18 protein-coding genes are annotated in these 22,627 nt (G+C 56.3%); 2 read left to right on the forward strand and 16 right to left on the reverse strand.

What is annotated here, in order from left to right; genetic code table 11:
* Positions 1-35: 35 nt before the first annotated feature.
* From SERAS12_RS14940 to chaB, 9 genes are all read right to left on the reverse strand, one after another.
* A complete protein-coding gene (locus tag SERAS12_RS14940; protein WP_013813439.1) occupies positions 36-1,610 on the reverse strand; it encodes an ABC transporter substrate-binding protein in 1,575 nt (524 codons plus the stop codon).
* Positions 1,611-1,745: 135 nt separating this feature from the next.
* On the reverse strand, positions 1,746-2,417 hold the full coding sequence (locus SERAS12_RS14945; protein ID WP_013813440.1) for an ABC transporter ATP-binding protein: 672 nt from the start codon (positions 2,415-2,417) through the stop codon (positions 1,746-1,748).
* Positions 2,414-3,256, reverse strand: a complete 843-nt coding sequence (locus SERAS12_RS14950; protein WP_013813441.1) for an ABC transporter ATP-binding protein — start codon at positions 3,254-3,256, stop codon at positions 2,414-2,416. The genes SERAS12_RS14945 and SERAS12_RS14950 overlap by 4 nt, the downstream gene beginning before the upstream one ends.
* Positions 3,246-4,115, reverse strand: coding sequence for an ABC transporter permease (locus SERAS12_RS14955; protein ID WP_013813442.1), 870 nt, complete (start codon positions 4,113-4,115; stop codon positions 3,246-3,248). The genes SERAS12_RS14950 and SERAS12_RS14955 overlap by 11 nt, the downstream gene beginning before the upstream one ends.
* A complete protein-coding gene (locus tag SERAS12_RS14960) occupies positions 4,112-5,164 on the reverse strand; it encodes an ABC transporter permease (RefSeq protein WP_013813443.1) in 1,053 nt (350 codons plus the stop codon). The genes SERAS12_RS14955 and SERAS12_RS14960 overlap by 4 nt, the downstream gene beginning before the upstream one ends.
* Positions 5,164-6,732, reverse strand: a complete 1,569-nt coding sequence (locus SERAS12_RS14965) for an ABC transporter substrate-binding protein (protein ID WP_013813444.1) — start codon at positions 6,730-6,732, stop codon at positions 5,164-5,166. The genes SERAS12_RS14960 and SERAS12_RS14965 overlap by 1 nt, the downstream gene beginning before the upstream one ends.
* 387 nt (positions 6,733-7,119) lie before the next feature.
* Positions 7,120-8,073, reverse strand: coding sequence for an HTH-type transcriptional regulator Cbl (gene cbl / locus SERAS12_RS14970; protein WP_004945885.1), 954 nt, complete (start codon positions 8,071-8,073; stop codon positions 7,120-7,122).
* Between the two features lie 300 nt (positions 8,074-8,373).
* Positions 8,374-9,069: a gamma-glutamylcyclotransferase gene (locus SERAS12_RS14975; RefSeq protein ID WP_013813445.1), complete on the reverse strand. Its 696-nt coding sequence runs from the start codon at positions 9,067-9,069 to the stop codon at positions 8,374-8,376.
* A gap of 261 nt (positions 9,070-9,330) precedes the next feature.
* Positions 9,331-9,558 carry a putative cation transport regulator ChaB gene (chaB, locus tag SERAS12_RS14980; protein WP_013813446.1) on the reverse strand — a complete coding sequence of 76 codons (228 nt, stop codon included), beginning with the start codon at positions 9,556-9,558 and terminating at the stop codon, positions 9,331-9,333.
* A 129-nt stretch (positions 9,559-9,687) separates the two neighbouring features.
* Between chaB and SERAS12_RS14985 the strand changes: the two genes are divergently transcribed.
* Both SERAS12_RS14985 and chaA read left to right on the forward strand, forming a co-directional pair.
* On the forward strand, positions 9,688-10,506 hold the full coding sequence (locus tag SERAS12_RS14985; RefSeq protein ID WP_013813447.1) for a siderophore-interacting protein: 819 nt from the start codon (positions 9,688-9,690) through the stop codon (positions 10,504-10,506).
* 372 nt (positions 10,507-10,878) lie between these two features.
* Positions 10,879-11,979, forward strand: coding sequence for a sodium-potassium/proton antiporter ChaA (chaA, locus tag SERAS12_RS14990; RefSeq protein ID WP_013813448.1), 1,101 nt, complete (start codon positions 10,879-10,881; stop codon positions 11,977-11,979).
* 57 nt (positions 11,980-12,036) lie between these two features.
* Here chaA and lpxO read toward each other — a convergent pair whose 3' ends face one another.
* The 7 genes from lpxO to putP form a co-directional block, all read right to left on the reverse strand.
* Positions 12,037-12,939: a lipid A hydroxylase LpxO gene (lpxO, locus tag SERAS12_RS14995; protein WP_013813449.1), complete on the reverse strand. Its 903-nt coding sequence runs from the start codon at positions 12,937-12,939 to the stop codon at positions 12,037-12,039.
* A 232-nt stretch (positions 12,940-13,171) separates the two neighbouring features.
* Positions 13,172-13,957, reverse strand: coding sequence for a phosphate starvation-inducible protein PhoH (phoH, locus tag SERAS12_RS15000; RefSeq protein ID WP_004945903.1), 786 nt, complete (start codon positions 13,955-13,957; stop codon positions 13,172-13,174).
* Between the two features lie 719 nt (positions 13,958-14,676).
* A complete protein-coding gene (gene pqqU, locus SERAS12_RS15005; RefSeq protein WP_013813451.1) occupies positions 14,677-16,824 on the reverse strand; it encodes a TonB-dependent receptor PqqU in 2,148 nt (715 codons plus the stop codon).
* 214 nt (positions 16,825-17,038) lie between these two features.
* Positions 17,039-18,337 carry an iron uptake transporter deferrochelatase/peroxidase subunit gene (gene efeB, locus SERAS12_RS15010; protein WP_013813452.1) on the reverse strand — a complete coding sequence of 433 codons (1,299 nt, stop codon included), beginning with the start codon at positions 18,335-18,337 and terminating at the stop codon, positions 17,039-17,041.
* Between the two features lie 10 nt (positions 18,338-18,347).
* Positions 18,348-19,478 carry an iron uptake system protein EfeO gene (gene efeO / locus SERAS12_RS15015; protein WP_013813453.1) on the reverse strand — a complete coding sequence of 377 codons (1,131 nt, stop codon included), beginning with the start codon at positions 19,476-19,478 and terminating at the stop codon, positions 18,348-18,350.
* Between the two features lie 19 nt (positions 19,479-19,497).
* The gene (efeU, locus tag SERAS12_RS15020) at positions 19,498-20,343 is read right to left on the reverse strand and encodes an iron uptake transporter permease EfeU (protein ID WP_006321371.1); all 846 of its coding nucleotides are present in this window, start codon (positions 20,341-20,343) and stop codon (positions 19,498-19,500) included.
* Between the two features lie 251 nt (positions 20,344-20,594).
* The gene (gene putP / locus SERAS12_RS15025) at positions 20,595-22,079 is read right to left on the reverse strand and encodes a sodium/proline symporter PutP (protein WP_013813454.1); all 1,485 of its coding nucleotides are present in this window, start codon (positions 22,077-22,079) and stop codon (positions 20,595-20,597) included.
* Between the last annotated feature and the right edge of the window lie 548 nt (positions 22,080-22,627).

Here is a 22,627-nt window from a genome sequence, read left to right on the forward strand (position 1 = left end):
AAATAGGCGGATCCTGCAAAAGCCGTGCCGTAGCGTTACTTACTCACGCGATCCAGATAAAGCATGCTGTTGGCGATATTCAGCGTGGCCCCCTTGATGTTGTCACGCAGCGCCACCAGCGTTTGCCCTTGCAACGCAACGACGTACGGCGAGCTGGCCTGCACTTCATGCTGCAAGGCTGCATAGCGCGCGGCGCGTTTTACCCCATCGCCTTCTGCCGCCGCAGCACGGGTTTCCGCACTCAATGCCGGTATCGTCCACTGGGTGCGCCAGGCCAGGGTTTTCGGGCCGTTCGGCACGTTGTAAGCAAAGGCACTGGCGTTGGTGTTCGGGTCCAGATAGTCGGCGCCCCAATAGGTGAAGATCGCCTGGAAATCGCGACCGCGCATCTTGCCCCACAGATCGCTCTCCACCACCGGATGAATATCCAGTTGCAAACCGGCCTTGGCGAAGCTGGCCTGCAGCGCCTGAGCGATATCGGTATAAGGCGGTTGGTTGATGACGATCAAATCGATACGCGTCCCTTCAGCGATACCGGCGTCATGCAAAATCTGCCTGGCCTTTGCCACGTCAAGTTTGAACGGCTGGTCCGAGATGGCACCGTCCAGCCCGACCGGCAGAAAAGCCTGATGGACGCGGTATTGCCCTTTCAGCAGATTTTTCGCGATGGATTGATAATCCACCAGCCAGCGAGCCGCCTGCCACAGCGCCGGATTGCTCAGCGCCGGCTGCTGTTGGCTGCCGGTATTGAAACCGAGGTAATACACCTTTGCCGAATCATGCTGCTCAATACGCACGCCTTTTTCATTGCGCAACGAGTTGAACTGATCGGCTCCCAAATCATAGGCCACGTCGGCGTCGCCCTTCAGCAGTAGCAAGCGGCGGGTGCCGGCGTCGCTGACGTTCTTCAGCAACACCGTTTTCAACTGCGCTTTGGGCTGGGCGTAATCGTTACGGCTGAACAACAGCGCCTCGTGCGGCACATAGTTGCTGACACGGTAAGGGCCGGCACCGGCGGAGTTCGAACGCAGCCAGGCATTGCCGAAATCCCCCGCCTGGCTGTGTTCGCTCAGCAGCTTCTCATCGACGATCGACGCCACCGGTGCGGTCAGCAACCGCAACGCCAGGTCGCTGCCGATATTCGCCGGCCAGCTCAGTTGCAACTGGTTGTCGTTGAGTTTTTTCAACTGGCTTTCGACGTTGTCCGGCGTCCAGCCGAATTCACCGAGAATAAACGATGGCGCCTTGTTCAGTTTCACCGCACGCACCAGCGAGAAGATCACGTCTTCAGGCCGTACCGGATTGCCGGAGGCAAAGCGCTGGTTGTCATGCAGGGTAAAAATCAGGCTGTGGCCGTCCGCGCCCGCCTGCCAGCCGCTGGCCAGCTCCGGTGCCAGCTTTTCCGGCGTTTCACGACCGGGTGCCAGCAGGCGCTGGTACAGATTGACCAGGTTGGCTGAACTGACGGTTTCAAAACTCTCGGCCGGATCGAGGCTGATAATCCCCTCCAGCGAACTGACCACGACCAACGTGTCTTGCGGAGTGGCGGCCTGCGCGCCGAAACTTGCAGCCAGCGCGCTGAACACTAAGGTTGGGATTAGACGTTTCATTGATGCACTCTCCAGAATCACGCGGATGCGTTATTTTTCGAGTGTAGGGGGGTGAGTTTATAAGAAGAACGACTATAAATTGCTTTATTTATTACACAGATGAATATACCCGCCGGAGCCACGGCGGGTATTGCCTCAATTCACCAGCCGGCCGTGCGCCATCGCCACCGAGCGATCGCACATATGGTCGATGACGTCGGCATCGTGGCTGACCAGGATCATGGTCAGATCCCCCGCCTGCTTCAGATCGTTGAGCAGGTTAAGGATTTCCGCCTGTACCGACATGTCCAGCGCCGACGTCGGCTCATCCAGCAGCAGCAGTTTCGGTTTCAGCAGCAGTGCCCGCACTATCGCCACCCGCTGGCGCTGGCCGCCGGAAAGCTGGTGGGGATAGCGATCCAGCAAGCGCGGGTCCAGCCCCACCTGCCGAAAACCGGCGCTGATTTTCTGCTCGATATCGCGCTCTTTCAGCAACTTCAACGGCTCCGCCAGCGTGCGCAACAGCCGGTGCTTGGGGTGCAACGAAGCATAAGGGTCCTGAAACACCATCTGCACCTCACGCCGCAGCGTGCCGGTGAACGGGCGACCGGGCTTCAGATCCTGGCCCAACAGCCGGAAATCGCCGCTCCAGTTCTCGTTCAACCCAGCCAGCACCCACAGCAGCGAGGATTTACCGCAGCCTGAGGGGCCGACCAGCCCGAAGCATTCACCCTGTTCGATATGCAGATTGACGTCATGCACCACCCTGCGCAATTCATAGCCCTGACGGTGACTGACGCTGAGATTTTCCAGAGTAATCAGGCTCATTTCAGCGCCTCCAGCAACGCGCGATCCAATACCGGCAGGGGTTTGCCGTGGGTTTCCCGGCTCGGCCGGCACGACCATAGCGTGCGGGTATAAGGATGCGTGGCCGAGGCCAACCGATCGGCGGGCAGCTGATCCAGCAGTTCGCCCTTGTACATCACCAGTACCCGTTCGCAGTAGTGCGCCACCTGCTGCAAATCGTGGCTAATCAGAATCAGCCCCATATTGCGCTGCTCCACCAGATTTTCGATCAGTTGCAGCACCTGATCGCGCATCTGGTGATCCAGCGCGGAAGTCGGTTCATCGGCAATCAACAGCTGAGGATCGTTAATCAGCGCAATCGCCAGCATCACCCTCTGCCCCATGCCGCCGGAAAGCTGATGTGGGTAGCGCTGACGCAACGCCGCCGGATCGGGCAAGCCCACCGCCGCCAGCATGTCCAGCACCTTCTCCCGCCGTTCGGCTCGGCCCAGGCGAGTGTGCAGCAACAGCGGCTCCTCCACCTGCTTGCCAATCGGCTGGGTAGGGTTCAGCGCATGCTTGGGATCCTGCATCACCATCGCCACTTTTGTACCACGCAGCCGGTTCCACTCGCGCTCGTTCAACCGCGTAAGTTCGTCCTCGCCCAACGTCAGGCGCTGCGCCCGCACTTGCAGCGGCGGGGGCAATAACCCCATCAACGCACGGGCGGTCAAGGATTTGCCGGAACCGGATTCACCGACCAGCGCCAGCCGCTCCTGCCCCATGTTGAAAGAAATGTTTTTTACCAACGCAACCGGCTGCGGCGCCGGCAGCAGCACCGACAGCCGGTCGGCGATTAATAAGCGGTTATCAATGCCCATGACGAGGATCCATTTTATCGCGCAGGCCATCGCCCAGCAGGTTAAAAGCCAGGCTGGCAAACAGGATCGCCCCACCCGGCACGGCGGCAACCCACCACTGATCGAAAATCACTTTACTGCCCTCGGCCACCATTGACCCCCATTCGGCGGTCGGCGGCGCAACGCCCATGCCGAGAAAACCCAAACCGGCGGCGGACAGGATAATTCCGCCCAGGCTCAGCGCGGCGCGAACGACCGCACTCGGCAAGCACAGCGGCAAAATATGGCCGGCCATCAGCCGCAGACCGCCGATACCCTGCATGCGCGCCGCCGCCAGATAGTCGCTGCGACGCAACGCCAGGGTTTCCGCCCGTGCCTGGCGAGCGAAAGAAGGCCAACTGGTCAACGCCAGTGCCAGCGCGCCGTTCATCAACCCAGGACCCAACACCGCGACAAACGCCAGCGCAATCACCAGGCTAGGCAGCGACAGAAAAATATCGGTCACACGCATCAAAATACGCTCCGCCCAGCCGCCGAGATAACCGGCGCTGATGCCCACCAGCAGGCCAATAGGAATGGTCAGTAGCAGGATCAGGGACACCAGAATCAGCGTCGGGCGGGCGCCGTAAATCACCCGCGACAGCAAGTCGCGACCAAAACCGTCGGTGCCCAGCCAATGGCCGGAAGAAGGCGGCAGCAGGCGCAACTCAATATGTTGCAGATTGGGGTCGAACGGTGCCAGCCACGGGGCCAACAGCGCGGTCAGGATCAGGATCGCCACCAGCGTCGCGCCAATCGTCAACGTCGTCAGCCGACGGCGTGAACGGTAGCCGGTAGCAGGTGTACCCTGGGGTTCATGTTCTGAAAGGTATTGGCTCATCGGGTTCGCGGGTCCACTAAATAAGTCAGTGCGTCGGCCAGTGCATTAAGCACCACGAAACAGGTGCCGATCAGTAGCGTAGCGCCAAGAATGGCCGGCGTATCGGCGGCAAACAGCGCGGTGGTCAGATAACGCCCGACGCCCGGCCAGGCGAACACCGTTTCGGTCAGTACCGCGCCTTCGAGCAGGCTGGCGTAGGACAGCGACAAAACGGTGATCAGCGTGCCGAGCACGTTGGGAAACACGTGACGCACCAGAATACGCACGCGGCTGGCGCCTTTGGAACGCGCCAAAGTGACGTACTCTTTGTTGCACTCTTCCAGCATCGCCGCGCGCAGCAGCCGGGTGATGCCCGCCATCGACAGCAGCGCCAGCGCCACCACCGGCAGCCACAGGTGGCTGATGGCGTTGTAAAACATCTCGCGATCGCCGGACAGCCAGCTATCAATCAGCACAAATCCGCTGCGCGGCTCCATGCTGTAAAGGTAGATATCATCCAGCCGTCCCGGCCCCGCCGACCAATGCAGCGTGGCATAAAACAGCAGCAAGCCCAGCAGGCTGAGCCAGAAGATCGGTACCGAATAGCCTATCAGCGACAGCAGGCGCGCCGCGTTATCCAGCCAGCTGCCCGGCTTGAGCACCGCCAGAAACGCCAGCGTAATGCCGCCGAGGGCGCCGAGGATAATGGCGCAGGTGGCCAGTTCTACCGTCGCCGGGAAGGTGCGCAGCAGATCGCTCAGCACCGGCTGCGAGGTGATGCGGGATATTCCCATATCGCCGTGCGCCAGATGCACCAGATAACGCCAGAACTGCACCGGTAGCGGCTGATCCAGCCCCAAATCGTGGCGCACCTGGGCGTAAGTGGCTTCGCTGGCGTGATCGCCGGCAATTTGCAACGTTGGGTCGATCGGCGCCAGATGCGAGAGCATAAAGGTAAACAGCAACAGGCCGAACAGCGTCAGCGCCAGGGACAGCACGCCGGTCAACAGCCTGCGGCCCCAGCGCCAACTATGCCGGGCGAACCCGGCAGAGGAAGAACGGGTTGTCATTACTTGCTGACCTTGCTGTAGAACACCATGTCGGGGTTGATGCCCTGCACGTAGCCTTTCAGATTGTCACGCACGGCGATCAGGCTGCGTGCCTGCAAACCGATAACAAATGGCGAGCTTTGCTGAACGGATTTCTGCAACTGCTGATAATCCGCCACCCGTTTGGCGGTGTCATTCTCCGCAGTGGCCGCCAGCGTCAGTTTATTCAGCGCAGGAATTTGCCAGTTGGCGCGCCAGGCCAGGGTTTTGCTGCCGTCTTCCGGGTTATAAGCAAAGGCGGCGGCGTTGGTGTTCGGATCAAAATAATCCGGCCCCCACGAGGTCAGGACCGCGTCATAGTTAAGGGTTTTGACCTTGGTGGACACCTGAGCGCTAAGCCCCGGCACCAGATCCACTTTCACGCCCCCCTGGGCGAAGCTGGCCTGCAACGCCTGGGCGATATCCAGGTACGGCGGCTGGTTGTTGACGTCCAGCTTAAAGCTGACGTTTTTCAGGCCGGCCTTCGCCAGGATTTCTTTGGCTTTTTGCGGATTGAAACTGTACGGCCGGTCCTTCAGCGCACCCAGATACCCATCCGGCAGGAAAGCCTGGTGGTTCTGGAACTGGCCTTTCAGCAGATCGTTGGCAATGCCGTTATAGTCAAACAGCCAACGTGCCGCTTCCCAGAACGCCGGATTACTCAGTGCCGGCGACGCCTTGGCGTTGAACTGCAGGAAGTAGAGTGAGGCGTACGGGATCGCCAGCGGTTTTACGCCCGGCTTGTCTTTCAGCGCCGCCATCTGGTCTGCGCCCAGGTTGCGCGCAATATCGGCGTCGCCCTGTTCCAGCAGCAAGCGACGCGCAGCCGGATCCGGCACGTTCTTGATCAAGACGGTTTTCAACGTTGGCGCGCCTTCCGGTGAGGTCGGGTTGGCATCCAGCACCACCACTTCATGCGGCACATAGGTACGGATTTTATACGGGCCGCTGCCGGCGGAATGGCTGTTCAGCCACTGATGCCCCAAATCATCGCCCTGCTGGTGCGCCAGCGCTTCTTTGGCATCGACAATCGACGACACCGGCGCCGACAGCAGACTGAGCACGAACGCCGGGCTGACGTTTTCGCTCCAGCTTATTTTCACCTTGTGGTCGTCCACCTTGCTCAGGTGCTGGTCGACATTTTTAGCGTTCCAACCCAGTTGGGTGAGGATAAACGACGGTTCCAGGTTCAGCTTCACCACCCTTGATAGCGAGAAGATCACGTCCTCCGGGCGCAACGGGTTGCCGCTGGAGAATTTGGCGTCCGGTCGCAGGCTGAAGGTCAGGCTGCGGTTATCGCTGCCCGCCTGCCATTCGCTGGCCAGCGTAGGCTTGAGATCGATAGGGTTCTGCGGATCCGACTGAATCAAACGCTGATACAGGCTGTTGAACGATTGCACCGTGGTTAATTCAAAGCCCTGGGCAGGGTCAAAGCTGACCACGTCATCGATTGACTGGGCAATCACCAACGTATTCGCCGGAGTCGCCGCCTGCGTGTTGAAACTGGCCGCTACGGCCAAAAATAGCAAAGAAGGAACGAACGCTTTCATCAGAAACTCTCCAAGCGGATGGAATTTATAGTAATTTCGCGAGTGTAAGTGAGAGCATTCGGCAGGCGAAGGTACTTAAATAACTATAGATATTCTTTTTATATCTATAGATGAGGTTTTGATTATTAAGCAGGCTAAGTTCTGCGGCGTTGCCCGCAATGGCATGCGCAAATTTTGTCGCTAATGACTTCTCTTGCGTGATGATACGCGTCTGCACAAACAACGCTTTGCGTTGCCCTTTGCCAGCGATTAGCGTACGGCCAGTCAAGGCCCAGGATGATCAAATGAAAAAATGCAAACGCCGTCTGGTTAGAAAGCTATTGAAAAAGCAGCTTTAGACTCCTCCATCGCCGGGCAATCTGCCCGGCTGTTATGTTCCTCTCCGGGTCAAATCTGGTAGTCGATCACCGCATCCAACTGTGAGGAGAATACTTTGTCCTTGATTTCGGTCAGTGACAGCGTCGGGTTGCACAGCTGGATAAACCGCCAGGCATAGTTACGTTGTAACTGGCTGCGTTTCAACCCCAACCACACGGTATTGGGTTCGAACAGGTGCTCGGCATTAAGGCTGACCAGGCCGTGGTCGCGCTCTTTCTCATACGACATATCCGCCAATACGCCCACCCCCAACCCCAACTCGACATAGGTTTTAATCACGTCGGAATCCTGTGCGCTCAGAGCGATATCCGGCGTCAGGCCAGCGGCCTTGAAGGCGGCATCCAGCCGTGAACGGCCGGTAATGCCCTGCCGGTAGGTGATCAGCGGCAGCGTGCTGAGCATCTCCAGCGTGACCTGTGGCTGACGCGTCAACTCATGCCCTTCCGGCACCAGTATGGTGTGATGCCAGCGGTAGTAGGGAAACGCCGCCAACGATTCGTCGCTCATCAACCGCTCGCTGGCAATACCGATATCGGCTTCGCCGGAAGCCAGCATGGCGACAATTTCCTCCGGGCTGCCTTGGTTCAGCACCACTCTCACCCGCGGATATAACGCACGGAACTCTTTAATCACCCCCGGCAGGCTGTAACGTGCCTGAGTATGAGTCGTAGCGATATGCAGTTGACCGGAGTCGTTGCTGCTGAATACGTCTGCCAGGCGGCGAATATTATTGGCATCATTCAGGATACGTTCAGCCACCACCAACAACTCTTTACCCGGTTCGGTCATGCCCAATAAACGCTTCCCGCGGCGGATAAATATCTCAATGCCCAGCTCTTCTTCCAGCTCACGAATATGACGGCTAACCCCAGATTGCGAGGTAAATAACGTGTTGGCGACCTCGGTCAGGTTGTAGTTGCAACGCGCCGATTCACGAATAATTTTTAGTTGTTGAAAGTTCATCCCTTCCCCCTGTCGAGCAATAGTGTTAACAACAGTGATACTGAGTCTGGCAGGAGGGAACAAATAAGAAATAACCTTTACTTATGCATTTTAATACTAAGTGGATTTTTCATGGTCGTGAATTAACTGTTTCTTCAAGAGAAGATAACGAACACCTTTAAAATTAACAAGATACAAACCCACTCATTAACTGTGGGTTAAATATTCCTGAGAAATAAAGTTATTAAATATAGGCATTGGTTATATATAAAAAGGCCCTGCATGCAGAGCCCGTTTGGAAAGAATGTTTTGGCTGAGAGATCAGGCGATCGCTTCGCCGCCAATAGGGCCGGACGTATTCTGTTGCAACCACTGCTGCACATAGTTGACCAAATCGCCGATGCAGTCGTCCTTCATGCCGTGGTTTTTCAGCTCATTATCCAGTGCAAACAGGTATTGAGCATTGGTGCCCAACGGCCCGCTGGCGCTGGCTATCAGAGGCGCTATCACCTGGTGGCTGGTGTCTTCTTCAAACAGCGGGTGTTGCGGATTCATCACGAATACCAGCGCGGTGACCACCTCGCCATCGGCAAGCTGGAGATCGCACCAGGTCGGCAGGTAACAATCGGTCACCATTTCGCGTTTCCACAGCAGTTCCAGCTCTTCGCGCAGCTTCTCTTCCGGCAAGCGGAACGCCAGCCCGGTAGTATGGCCGCCCTCTTTCAGCGCCAGCATGCGCCCAGGCTGATGCAGGGTACCGCGTCCGGCGGTTAACCGCAGGCAAAACGCACGGTGCCACCCCTGCAACGTAGCCGGCCGCACTTCTTCGGATTCGAATACCGGGTTCCACATCAGTGAACCATAGCCAAATACCCACACCGGGCTGTTATCTGGACGACGGGATAAAGTACAACTCAGCGAGGCCGCACGCTGCTCTGATGTCAGTAACAGCGACTCCTCAATTGTGCCGAATGCTGTTTTGCAATCTGCCTTTTGCAGAAAATCTCGCGTTAACATCTTAACAACCTCCTGGGAATAGGCTACTCCTACTCCCTCGCCACTGCGATCTCTGGAATTTTTATTTTTTGGATGCGGAATTTTATTAATTCAATAGTCACTCCACGATAATAATGACCTTATTCTTTTCTCGATCCGCAATCAAGTTTCAAAACGTAGATAAAGTGAAAAAGTATTTGTACGCGGAAGCAATAATATTAATTGTATGCGTAGCTATGCAGATATTGTGATTTTACCGGCACCCGAAGCTGGGTTTTAAGGTCACTTTTTGTGCCAATGGCCGTCGTCGCCTTTGCGATAGATCTGCTTTACCGCCGCCCAGGCGACTTTATGCGCCGTTTCTTCGCGGCTGTCATCGCCGCGGCGGTCATCAGAATCACTGTATTGATCCCAGGCGCTATTAAACGCTTCTTTATAGATCTCTTGTGCATGATCCGGCAGCACATTTTTCACATTGTCAGGCAAGGCGCTCTTGCTGTTGTACGGCATCATTTTTCTCCATAACGACGTATTAATCTATAAGCCTAGTCAATACCGCCTGCCGCCTCAACTAGCAAACGATTCTCATTATCAAATGACATGATATACTCGGCGCCAAACGAACATAAGGAGATCACCGTGAATACCGATGCCCCCCGCTCACGCGCGCCTTACCTGATTGAAGTCGCCCTTGTCCGTGACATCACGCCGCACCTGCGTCGCATCACCTTTAGCGCGCCAGACCTGCGCTATTACCCGGCGCAAGCCGCTGCCGCGCACATCAAGGTTTTCCTGCCGCTCGCAGGCCAACAGCAACCGGATCTCCCAACGCTGACCGCTAGCGGCCCGGTTTGGGCAGCGGACGCGGTACGCCCGATTATTCGCACCTATTCGGTGCGCGCCGTGCGCCCGGAACTGGCCGAGATCGACATCGAATTCGCCATCCACGACCATAGCGGCCCGGCGGTAAACTTTGCGCGCCAGGCCAAAGCGGGCGACAAAATTGGCATCAGCAACCCTGGCGGCCCCAAACCGATGCTGCCGCCAGCCGATTTCTACTGCCTGGCCGGCGATCCTTCATCTTTACCCGCGCTGGCCGCGTTGCTGGAACAGCTGCCGGCGAGCAGCGAAGGCCATGCTTTTATCCGCGTGGATACTGCCGCCGACGTTATCAGCATGAAAAAACCTGCCGGCGTCGAGCTGAATTGGATTATCGGCGGCACCGAAAAAACGCCGGAGCTGATAACCCAATTTTGCGCATTATCCTTGCCGCAGGCCGCCACCCAGTTCTGGCTGGCGGGTGAAGATCGCCTGGTGGTCGAGCTGCGCCGCTACCTGCGCCGCGATCGCCAATGTGATCGTAATCAGCTTTATGCCGTGCCTTACTGGCGTGAGGGGTTAAATGAAGAGGGTTATCATAATAAACGGCATGAAATCATGGATAATATTGACGACTAATGGGAATTTTTCCCTTTATTAACCATACAATGCGTGTATAACTGCAATTTACGCGCCATTGATGCGAAAAGTTAATCCCACTACGTAAAAGTAAGTAAATAAAACCGCATCAGATGCGGTTTTTTTGTTAACCTTGTCACACAAAGCAAGCAATTGCTTTTTCGAGTAACACAACATCACATCATTACCCGACACAAGACACTGGGTGTATCCTATTATTATTAAATATAAATATGCCCAATGGATTTCAAGCTGCGGTCAACAATGCAGCAGCGTGAAAGGCGGCGGGTAAACATTCTGGATACGCGAGTTGCCGTACTGCGGCAGTCAGCGATGACGGGTCCACGCTGTTTGAGAAGGAGTACCATCAAAATGAAGTCGCAACACGATCCTGGCCGATCCAAATCCCGCCACACCGAGTACTCGCTGATTTTCCCGATTGCCGCCCTGGTCGTCCTGAATCTGTGGGGCAGCACCAGCAACTTTCCTTTGATCGTCGGCATTAACATCGTCGCCCTAATAGGTATTCTCAGCAGCGCCTTTAGCGTGGTGCGCCATGCGGACGTGCTGGCTCATCGTTTGGGGGAACCCTACGGCTCGCTGATCCTCAGCCTGTCGGTGGTTATTCTGGAAGTGAGCCTGATTTCAGCGCTGATGGCTACCGGCGACGCGGCCCCAGCGCTGATGCGCGATACGCTTTATTCCATCATCATGATCGTCACCGCCGGGCTGGTAGGCGTTGCGCTGCTGCTCGGCGGGCGTAAATTCGCTACCCAGTACGTTAACCTCGGCGGCATCAAACAGTATTTGATGGCGATTTTCCCGCTGGCGATCATCGTTCTGGTGTTCCCGAGTGCGCTGCCGGGGGGTAACTTCAGCACCGGTCAGGCATTGTTGGTCGCGGTGATTTCTGCCGCCATGTATGGCGTGTTCCTGGTGATCCAGACCAAAACCCACCAGAGCCTGTTCGTGTACGAGCATGAAGATGACGACGGTGACCCGCACCACGGCAAGCCTTCCTCGCACAGCAGCGCCTGGCATGCGGGCTGGCTGGTCGTGCATCTGATTGCCGTGATCGCGGTGACCAAATTCAACGCCAACCCGCTGGAAGGTTTGCTGACCAAAGTGAACGCCCCGGCGCAGTTTACCGGCTTCCTGGTGGCGCTGCTGATCCTGTCGCCGGAAGGTCTGGGCGCCCTGCGCGCAGTGTTGAACAATCAGGTGCAGCGCGCTATGAACCTGTTCTTCGGCTCGGTATTGGCGACCATTTCTCTGACGGTGCCGGCGGTAACCATCATCGCTACCCTCACCGGCCAGACACTGATCTTCGGCCTGCAGACACCGCATATCGTGGTGATGTTGACGGTATTGCTGCTGTGCCAGCTGTCGTTCTCCACCGGGCGCACCAACGTGCTGAACGGTACCGCGCACCTGGCGCTGTTTGCCGCCTACATGATGACCATCTTTTCCTGAATGACCGAGGGGCGCACTCTGCGCCCCTCTTCTTATACCGCCTTGTACCGCCAGGATTTATACCGCGAAGAAAATGCCCGCCGCGATCCCGCCAAACAGAATCCATTTAATGATGTAATAACCGGTGCGGTTCCACGCCTTTAGCCGTTTCCCCACTTTGCGCACCGCATAAATATACTTGAACAACTTATTAACGCCGCCGGTGCGATCGCCCTCTTCGTTTGGCGCAGTAGCCGCGCTCATCAGGTTGCGCCCCAGCCAGTGGTTGATGCTCTGCGCCCAGCGATAACGCATCGGCCGCTCGATATCGCAAAACAGAATCAACCGATTTTGCCCGCTCTGGTTCTCGGCGTAATGCAGATAGGTTTCATCAAACATCACCCCTTCTCCGTCACGCCAGCTGTAACGTTCGCCGTCGACTTCAATAAAACAGCGATCGTCATTAGGCGTAATCAGCCCCAGATGGTAACGCAGCGAACCGGCGTAGGGGTCACGGTGGCGTGGCAGGCGGCTACCGTCCGGTAGTTCGGCAAACATCGCCGCCTTGACCGAAGGCAGGCTGCGCAGCAGCGCGGTGGTCTGTGGGCACAGGCTCATCGCCGACGGGTGGTTGTCTTCATACCATTTCAAATAAAAACGCTTCCAACCGGTTTTGAAGAACGAGTTGAAGCCGGCATCGTTGAATTGATCCGAAGCTTTAATTTGCTGGATCGCCATCAACTGCTGCCCTTCGTCGCGAATGGTTTGCCAATTATCCCGTAGCACCCCCAGTTCGGGAAATTGCTCCGGTTGCAGATAAGGCGTTATCGGCGCGCGCGAGAACAAATACATAAAAACGTTCAGTGGCGCGGTAAAAGTGGAATGATCGGAAAGCTGCCGCCAGAAGGTATAACGCACCCGGCCGCGATAATGGATATAGATCACACATAAAATAAATAAAATTAAAATAATATATTTCATGACTGAACCGCTGTGAGAAGCCCAACACCTGTGCGCCAAACCGGCGCACAACGCAACTACTTCCGTTTGCCAGGTAAAGGCTGGCGCCAATTTGGAACACCATTAATCATTAACGCTAATGCAACGAAAATCCATACAAAAACCTACAATAATTTACATAACGGATTGGCGGACGAGGATTCGCGGCAGAAAAGAAAAAGGCCGCCGAAGCGGCCTCGTCATAGCAGGCAGGTTAACTGTAGGCGTTGAGCGTACGCTGGCACAAGGCGGAGCGGACGCAGTCTTGTTTATCAAAGCGGATGATGCCGATCATTTCATCCTCTTCGAAGCGCTCCATCGCATCGCTGAGGCCGGACTTCACGCCGCGCGGTAAATCGCACTGGGTTACGTCGCCATTGACGATTACCGTTACGTTCTCACCCAAACGGGTCAGGAACATCTTCATCTGGCTGGCGGTGACGTTCTGGGCTTCATCCAGGATAACGACCGCATTTTCGAAGGTACGCCCGCGCATGTAGGCGAAAGGCGCGATCTCTACCTTGCCGATTTCCGGGCGCAGGCAGTATTGCATAAAGGACGATCCCAAGCGGCGCACCAGAATGTCATACACCGGGCGGAAATAAGGGGCGAACTTCTCAGAAATATCCCCGGGCAAGAAACCGAGGTCTTCATCCGCCTGTAAAACCGGACGCGTAACAATAATCCGATCCACTTCTTTATGTATAAGGGCTTCTGCCGCCTTCGCGGCGCTGATGAATGTTTTGCCGCAGCCGGCTTCGCCGGTGGCAAATATCAACTGCTTTTTATCTATGGCGATTAAGTAATGACCCTGAGCTTCGGTTCTAGCCTCGATGGGAGAGCTATCGCGCTTGTCTCGCGCCATGCCGATAGACTCAACTCCACCCATTTGTACCAGCGAGGTTACGGACTCTTCTTCCAGCTGGCGATGACTACGAGCGTCACGACGAATAACGCGTTTCGCTTCACGACGTGCTTTGATCACTGCTTTTTGTCTCATAGTGGCACCTTACAGTTTGTTTCACCTACCGCTGCGGCCTGGCCGCGCGATTAATGTTTCACATACAGATGAGGTTTTGGCTTCCTTCAGAGCCAATAAAAGCCAATAGACGAAGTGAATACGCGGGCGTTGTAGCGCACCGTTTTTTCACGGGAGAACGCGATTGCGTAATTAATTGTGGAGTAAAAAGTGACAAGAATTTGTCATGCCGGGAATGCGGAGTTGCCAGGAAAAGAGAGTCGGAGAGAGAACCCTCGTTACAACGAGAAATCAGAGAAGGTGTATTGTTTTTTCTTTCCAGCCCAACCAAGGACTTTACCATTAGCGATCCCCGCAGTGTTATTTACAGCTTCCGCTGTGCACCTTGTGAAAACTACCGCCAGATGATTACAGTATAATGACATTCAAACCCATCGCGTTACTAAAATGTAAAAAAATTTAATCTTTTTTGTTTTCAGATAACGCCAGAACACTATATCACGCTGTTTACGCCATTCCAGAGAAATTTTATCACCCAGCCAGATCAAATAGTTATGATTAAAAGTGCCGGATGACATTTTGGTTTCCTGATTAAATTTCGCACAAACAAAAACGCGATTTTATCCGCAATGTTAGCGGCACGCCTTCCCCCTGGCGCTGTACTTCATTAATAAAAAAGGCGGGAAATCTCCCGCCCTGAAGTACCAGGTATACGCGCCCAAGGGTGGCCGAAAGTGCCTTTACTCGAAGGAGTAAGAGACGCTCACGCCACCGCCCCAGTTCCTGCCCGGCGCCGGTTCGTAATAACGGCCGTTGCCTTCATTGACGATGACCGAGCCAACATATTGGCGGTCAAACAGGTTGTCCACGCGGCCGAAAACGTTAAGCATCCAGTTCCCTACCGGATAGCGGTAGCCGGTATTCAACCCCACGGTGGTATAGGACGGTGCCTGTTCGGTGTTTTCATCATTCACCTCGATGTCGCTCATGTAGCGCACCTCCGCGCCGGCATACCAACCTTCCGGCGGGGCCCAGGCAAAGGAGGCGAACCCCATATTGCGTGCAATGCCCGGCATGCGGTTGCCGCTTGGCACCTTATTGTCCACCGAGCATTGGCTGTCGCCGCACACGTCATCCCGGTAGCGCGCATCCAGCAGCGTCCAGGCCAGTTGCAGCCGCCAATCGTAGGCAAACTGCTGGTCCAGCGCCAACTCCAGCCCGCGCCGACGCGTTTGCCCGGCGTTTTTGTAGCTGGTGCGCCCGTTGCTGCTCTCATCGACAACAATTTCATTCTTGGTGTCGGTCTGGAAAACGGCGGCAGTCAACAGACCGTTGCCGATACGCGTTTTGCTGCCAAACTCCACCGTATCGCTGGTTGCCGGTTTCAGGCCGAAATTGAGCCCGCTTTGGTCGCCGGGGCGATAGGACAACTCGTTGATGGTCGGCGTTTCAAAACCGCGACCGGCGGACAAATACAGATTCCAGCCGCGGCTGACGGCATAATTGAAGGAGCCGGCCGGCAACCACTGATGGTAGCTGGCGCTGCCGCTGTCATCGCCATTGCTGCCGGTGACGTAGTGATCGTTGGAATCAAAATTGACGGTGCTGTAACGCGCACCGGCATCCAGCGTCAGTTGCGGGGTCAGTTTCCATGAAGTTTGCAGATAAGGGTCCACATTCCACATCAGATTGCGCTCGTTGCGGCGCAGCGCGCCCTGGGTGCCCAGCTCGGTCACGCCGTTGGACTGGGTAAAGTTTTCATACCCTTTGCGCTGTTCGGTCATGGTTTCATAGTCCAGACCGCCGGTCAGAGTGTAAGGTACCGCCACCAGTTCGCCACGGTGGGTCCAGCGCGTATCAATCCCCTGATAATGACGCGTCAGGTCAATCACCCCGCCCGGATGCTGTGCGCTGCGCTGCTGTACCGCGACCGGGATCGACTGGTACTGAGTGGTTTCGCGCTCGCCGGCGTACATCATCACGCTCAGGTCATCATTAACGCCCATCTGGCGTTCATAGTGCAATCCGGCCTGGGTCTGCGAGGTGGTTTTGCGCGTATTGTATTGATCGGCTCGCGGTGCCTGCCGTGGGTTGTCGTGCCATTCGGCAGACGTCAGGCCGCCGGGATCGTTGGCGTCGATATCCACGCTGTTGAACAGCAGCGTAAGCGTGCTGACATCGTCGATACGCACGCCCAGCTTGGCGTTGCCGAGGTTTTTTTGCGCACCGCTGTGGTCGCGGAATCCTTGAGTGGTAAACCGCGTGCCGGAAATGGTGTAGTTAACGTCGCCGGCATGGCTGCCATCCCCGGTAGCCCCGGAGGCTTTGATGCCATTGCGCCAGGTGCCGTAGCTGCCAAAATAACTGCCCGCCTCAATGCGGTTGGGCTGTTGGCCGGTTTCGGTTTCCACGTTCACCATGCCGCCGGAGGAGTTGCCGTAAAGCGCGGAAAACGGCCCACGCAGCACTTCCACCTTGTCGACCGAGTTCAGGTCGATATTCGAGGTTTGCCCCTGCCCATCCGGCATGGTGGCCGGAATGCCGTCCACATAAATCCGCACGCCGCGCACGCCATACATAGAGCGTGCTCCAAACCCCCGCACCGATAACTGCAAATCTTGCGCATAGTTCTGGCGGTTTTGAATTTGCAGGCCAGGCACGCTGCCCAGGCTTTCAGACAGGTTGATCTGAGGCTTGGCGTCACGGATTTGATCACCATTCACCACGCTGACGGCGGCGGGCGTCGAGAGTTCGGAAAGACCGCTGCGTTTGGCGGTCACCACCATGGTCTGTTCCCCCTCGCTGTCTTGCGCATAGCACAATGAAAGGGGCAGTAAGGCGGGAATGACGATGGCGGACGCCAGCGTGTTTTTACGGGTGTTTTTCATCAAGAGAATGCCGTTAAAGGGATCGGGAAATCTGAACCGTCTGGAACAAAATGGCTGGCATGTTAATACTTTTAACAAACAAATGAAAACAGTTAGCCATAATTAAAAACCCGGATTCCCGGTTGCGCAAGGCCACGGAATATTTAAATAAGATCGGTTCGCTGCGGAGGGCCGATGAAAAAAGGCGGGGAGACCCCGCCAGATTGAACATTGACTACGCTTTCAGCAAACCGCTGCCAAGATAGTCATTATTGTCTTTCACCCCTGGCAGCGCAAAGAAGTACCCGCCGCCGATCGGCTTCACGTACTCTTCCAGCGCCTCGCCGTTCAGGCGTTTTTGCACCGTCAGGAAGCCTTTCTCCAGATCGGCCTGATAGCAGACGAACAGCAGCCCCATTTCCAGTTGGCCGGAATTGGACACGCCGATCGAATAGCTGTAACCGCGGCGCAGTAACAGATTGCTCTGGGTTTGCGGTGTGCGTGGGTTCGCCAGGCGGATATGCGCATCCATCGGAATGGTTTTACCCTCGGGATCTTTCGCGTAGTCCGGCTCGTCGTGCTCATGTTTCATGCCGAGCGGCGCGCCGCTGTGCTTTTCACGGCCGAAGATGGTTTGCTGCTCCTGCAACGGCGTGCGGTCCCAGAACTCGACGTGGAAACGGATAATCCGAAGCGCCTGATAGCTGCCGCCTACCGCCCAGGCCGGCTCCCCGGCGTCGTCCGCCACCCACACCACCTTATCCATCAACGGCTTGTCGCCGGTTTTCGGGTTGGCAGTGCCGTCTTTAAAGCCCAGCAGGTTGATCGGCGTTTCTTTGCCTTTGCTGCGCGCGGCGTGGGCGGAAATAAAGCCTTCCCGCTTCCAGCGCACGCTGAGCAAGTCCGGCGAATGCTTGATGATATCGCGCAGCGCGTGGATTACCGTTTCATTGGTATTGGCGCAAATTTGCAACACCAGATCGCCATGACACAGGCTGGCGTCCAGCGAGTCGTTAGGGAAACGCGTCATCTTTTGCAGCCGCAGCGGTTTTTGCCCCTGCAGGCCAAAACGTTCGTCAAACAGCGAAGTCCCCACCGACACGGTGATGGTCAGGTTGTCGGGATAGATTTCCGGCCCCATGATGCCCGAGTCGAGCGGCGGCAGCTTGGGATCCACCTCCGGTGCCTTGCCGCCGCTGGTCAGAAACGCAATGCGGGCAGTCAGCAACCGGAATAAACGCTCCAGATCCTGCTTGTTGCTTGCCAGCACGTCAAAAGCCACCAGCATCATCGCCGCCTGTTGCGCTGTGAGGATCCCGCCCTGATGCGCGCCATAGAACGGCTGTTTCTGCCAACGCTCGTCCTGCGACGTCGCCAGCGGATCGGCCTCCTTCTCTGCTGCCTGCGTCAAACGGCTGCTGCCCAGCGCCAGAACACCCAGCCCCAGCCCCTGCAGCAAACGACGGCGCGACGGTGACGCCGCGCCTGTCGATTGCGGATGCGGCCCGTTGCCTGGGCCGATCTTGTTACTCATAGTGCTTGCCTCAATCCAGACCCAGTACGCCACGCAGTTGTGACAGGTCTTCCGCCAGGGTAGTGATCGGCCCTTTCATTGCGTTACGATCGGCGTCGGTCAGCTTCTCGTAAGACTCATAGCCGTCTTTGGTTTTGTATTTTGCCAAAATGCCGTCAACGGTTTTGAAGTTGGCGTCGATCTTGTCAAGCAAGGGTTTATTGGCCTTAACCAGCAGCGGGCGCAGCAGGTTAACGATTTTTTGCGCACCGTCGACGTTGGCCTGGAAATCCCACAGGTCGGTACGGCTGTAACGGTCTTCTTCACCGCTGATTTTGCTCGCCGCCACTTCCTCGATCAGGCCGGCCGCGCCCCCTACCACCTTGCTTGGCGGGAAGGTCAAATCGCTCACGCGCTTTTGCAATTCAACGGTATCGTTGTACAGGCGATCGGCGTATTTGCTCATGTCCTTGGTGGTATTGTCGGCAAACAGCGCTTTCTCCAGACGGTGGAAACCGGTGAAATTCGGATCTTCGGCTTTCTTCTCGTAGTCGTCTTCGCGGGCGTCAATGCTGCCGTCCAGATCGGAGAACAGCTCGGCGATCGGCTCGATACGCTCGTAGTGCTGGCGGGTTGGCGCATACAGTTTGCGCGCTTGCGCGACATTGCCGGCTTTTATCGCGTCGGTGAACAGCTTGGTCTGCTTGACCAGCCCTTCCACTTCTTTAGTGACGTAAACCTTGTACTCGGCAATCGGCCCAACCAGATCCAGCGCGTTAGGTTTGCCGTCGGTAGCCGCACCCGCCGTAACGATCAGTTTGCCTTTCGGGTTGCTGAGCAGCCCGCAGGTCATATCGTATTCGCCCGCTTCCAGATTGGCGGTCATCTTCTGGGTGAAACCCGGCGCGATGTTTTCGCGCTCTTCCACGACCATCACCCCTTTCAGAATTTCCCATTCCACGTTTTTCTGGCTGGTGTTGTGCACCACAAACTGGGTTTTGCCGGCCGGTACGGTCAGTTGCATCGGCTCGCACTGCTTGTCGTTAACGGTAATCTTCACCTGCGGCACGTCCGCCGCCAGGGCATCGATGCTCAGCGCGAACGCCGGGATAGCCAGTAATGCGGCGTGCAACGCCTTGCGGCGGAATAACGGGGTAGACATATAAGATTCCCTATTAAAATTAATGATTGATTTTACGTTGCGCCGAAACCGCTGCCGGCTCCGCACGCTGCGGCAGGAAAAAGAAAATCAGCGCCGGGATCAGATACAGGAAATAGACCGCCACTTCGCTCACCGTCGGCGCTTCCTGGTAACCGAAGATGCCTTCAAGCAGGGTGCCAAACAGCGAATGGGTGGACAGATGGTTGCTGAGATCAAACGCGATATCCTGGAAATGGTTCCACAGCCCGGCTTCGTGGAAAGCGCGGATCGCCCCGGCGGCCAGGCCGGCGGCAACGAACAGGATAAACAGGCTGGTCCATTTGAAGAATTTGGCCAGGTGCAGCTTCACGCCACCCCAGTAGAGAGCCATGCCGAGCACGATGGCGGCGACCAGGCCGAGCACCGCGCCAATCGGCGCTTCGATGCCGACGTCCTGCTGGAAGGCCGCCAGCAGGAAAAATACCGACTCCAGCCCTTCGCGGGCCACGGCGAAGAACACCATTGCCACCAGCGCCCAGCCCTGGCCTTTGCCGGAATTGAGCGCGCTGTCGATGGCACCTTCCAGATGCACCTTGACCGATTTGGAGACCTTACGCATCCAAAACACCATATAGGTGAGGATCAACACCGCAATCACCGCGACAATACCTTCGAACAGTTCCTGCTGTTTCTGCGGGAATTCGCCGGTAGTTTCATTAATGAAAATGCCGAGCGCCAGGCACAGGGCAGCGGCGACAATCACCCCTATCCACACCACGCCTAGCCATTGACCGCGCTGGGTGCGTTTCAGGTAGCTGGCGATCAGGCTGACGATCAGCGCAGCCTCCAGCCCCTCACGGAACATGATAAGGAAGGGAACAAACATAAGTAATAACCCCTAAAAAGGCTTCTGCCGTGAAGCGTCCGCACGCCAGGAATGGCCACAGCGCTAATGTAAAGAAAAGTAAAACACAACGATAGTGATTATCATTCTGCCAAAAAGAAATACAAGGGGAGCAAGGGTGATTTTTTCTAATCAAATGTCGCGAGGTGTTTCCGGCAGATGACAGACAGCGACGAAGCAAGAAATGACAAAGGGCGCATTAAGCGCCCTTTGAGACCCGCTCTGCGAGAAGGCTAAACCGTTTTGAACTCAGCTTCCGCCTTGTCGAAACGTTCGGTCATGGTGGCAGAAGGCTGGCGACCCATCAGGCTCACCACCACAATGGCGATGCAGCCGAACAGGAAGCCCGGGATGATTTCATACAGATCCAGCCAGGCGAAGTGTTTCCAGACAATCACTGTCGCTGCACCCACCAGCATGCCGGCCAATGCGCCGTTGCGGGTCATGCGTGACCACATCACCGAGATCAGCACTACCGGGCCAAAGGCGGCGCCGAAGCCGGCCCAGGCATAGCTTACCAGGCCCAGCACGCGGTTTTCCGGGTTGGCGGCCAACGCGATCGCCACCAGCGCCACGACCAGCACCATGATGCGACCGACCCATACCAACTCGCGTTGGCTGGCCCCCTTACGCAGGAAAGCTTTGTACAGGTCTTCGGTAATCGCGCTTGAACACACCAGCAATTGGCAGCTCAGGGTACTCATCACCGCAGCCAGGATCGCCGACAGCAGAATGCCCGCCACCCAAGGGTTGAACAAAATCATCGCCAGCTCGATAAACACGCGCTCGCCGTTTTGCGACACGTTGCCCGCCTGATCCGGGTTGTTGGCGAAGTAGGCAATACCGAAAAAACCGACGGCAATGGTGCCCGCCAGGCACAGGATCATCCAGGTCATACTGATGCGACGTGCGCTGCGGATGGTGCGGTGGGAATCCGCCGCCATGAAACGCGCCAGGATGTGCGGCTGGCCGAAATAACCCAACCCCCAGCCCAGCAGCGAAAGAATAGCTACAAAGTTCAGGCCTTTCAGCATGTCGATGTTGGCCGGGTTCTTCGCCTCAATCACCAGCATTGACGTGTCGATACCGCCTACCGCCAGGATCACGAACACCGGCGTCAGGATCAGCGCGAAAATCATCAGGCTGGCCTGCACGGTATCGGTCCAGCTCACCGCCAGGAATCCGCCGATAAAGGTATAAATGATAGTGGCTGCCGCACCGGCCCACAGCGCCGTGCCGTAACTCATGCCAAAGGTGCTTTCAAACAAGCGCGCACCGGCCACGATGCCGGATGCACAGTAGATGGTGAAGAACACCAGGATAACAATGGCGGAAATCACCCGCAGCAGTTTACTGTTGTCTTCAAAACGGCTGGTGAAGTAATCCGGCAGCGTCAGGGCATTATTGTTGGCTTCGGTATGCACACGCAGCCGCCCCGCCACCAGTTTCCAGTTAAGGTAAGCGCCGATCGTCAGGCCAATGGCAATCCAGCTTTCCGAGATGCCGGACAGGAAGATGGCGCCCGGCAGGCCCATCAGCAACCAGCCGCTCATATCCGATGCGCCGGCGGAGAGCGCGGTCACCACGCTACCCAGGCTGCGGCCCCCCAGAATATAGTCGTCGAAGTTATTGGTTGCCCGGTAGGCAAGTAAGCCGATTAACACCATCCCGAAGATATACACCAGGAAGGTCACCAGCATAGGTGTGCTCATTGTCATGAAATTCTCCACTCTCATTATTATTTCGCGCTGTATTGCGATATTTGCTACTTGCCGATCCGCCGGAACGAGGCGAAATGACGAACAGGCCGCGAGTGAAAATAGTTTCCTCCCGCAATTGTCTGACCGCCGGCTATCCTAGATGACCCGTTCGTTATTCAACAAGATATTTAACAACAAAGTTACACAAAGTTTACCCTGCGTCACATTTAACCGCCTTTACGGTTGCACCACTCACCCCCAAATCAAGTTGCACCTCCAGCAACCCTGCGCTTACCCCTTATATTGCTGGGGATAACGGACTCACACAGCCAACCTCTGCACTCTTTGGCAGAGAACCCAGCAAGAATCATGCCGGTTGCCGATGTTAAAAAATCGATGAAACTCACACTTCGTTCATCGGCCTGATTTAACACGGTTGCACAAAGTTGCAACATGCTGGATATTGTCTGCATTCTTCACACCGCATAACGTACGAACCTATCCCAACAGCCTATGTGGCCCATAGTTTGTATAGCCTGATGGGATAGGTTCTTTAACACAGGAGT

Origin of the sequence: Serratia sp. AS12 (assembly GCF_000214195.1) — a bacterium.
GTDB classification, from domain to species: Bacteria; Pseudomonadota; Gammaproteobacteria; order Enterobacterales; family Enterobacteriaceae; genus Serratia; species Serratia plymuthica.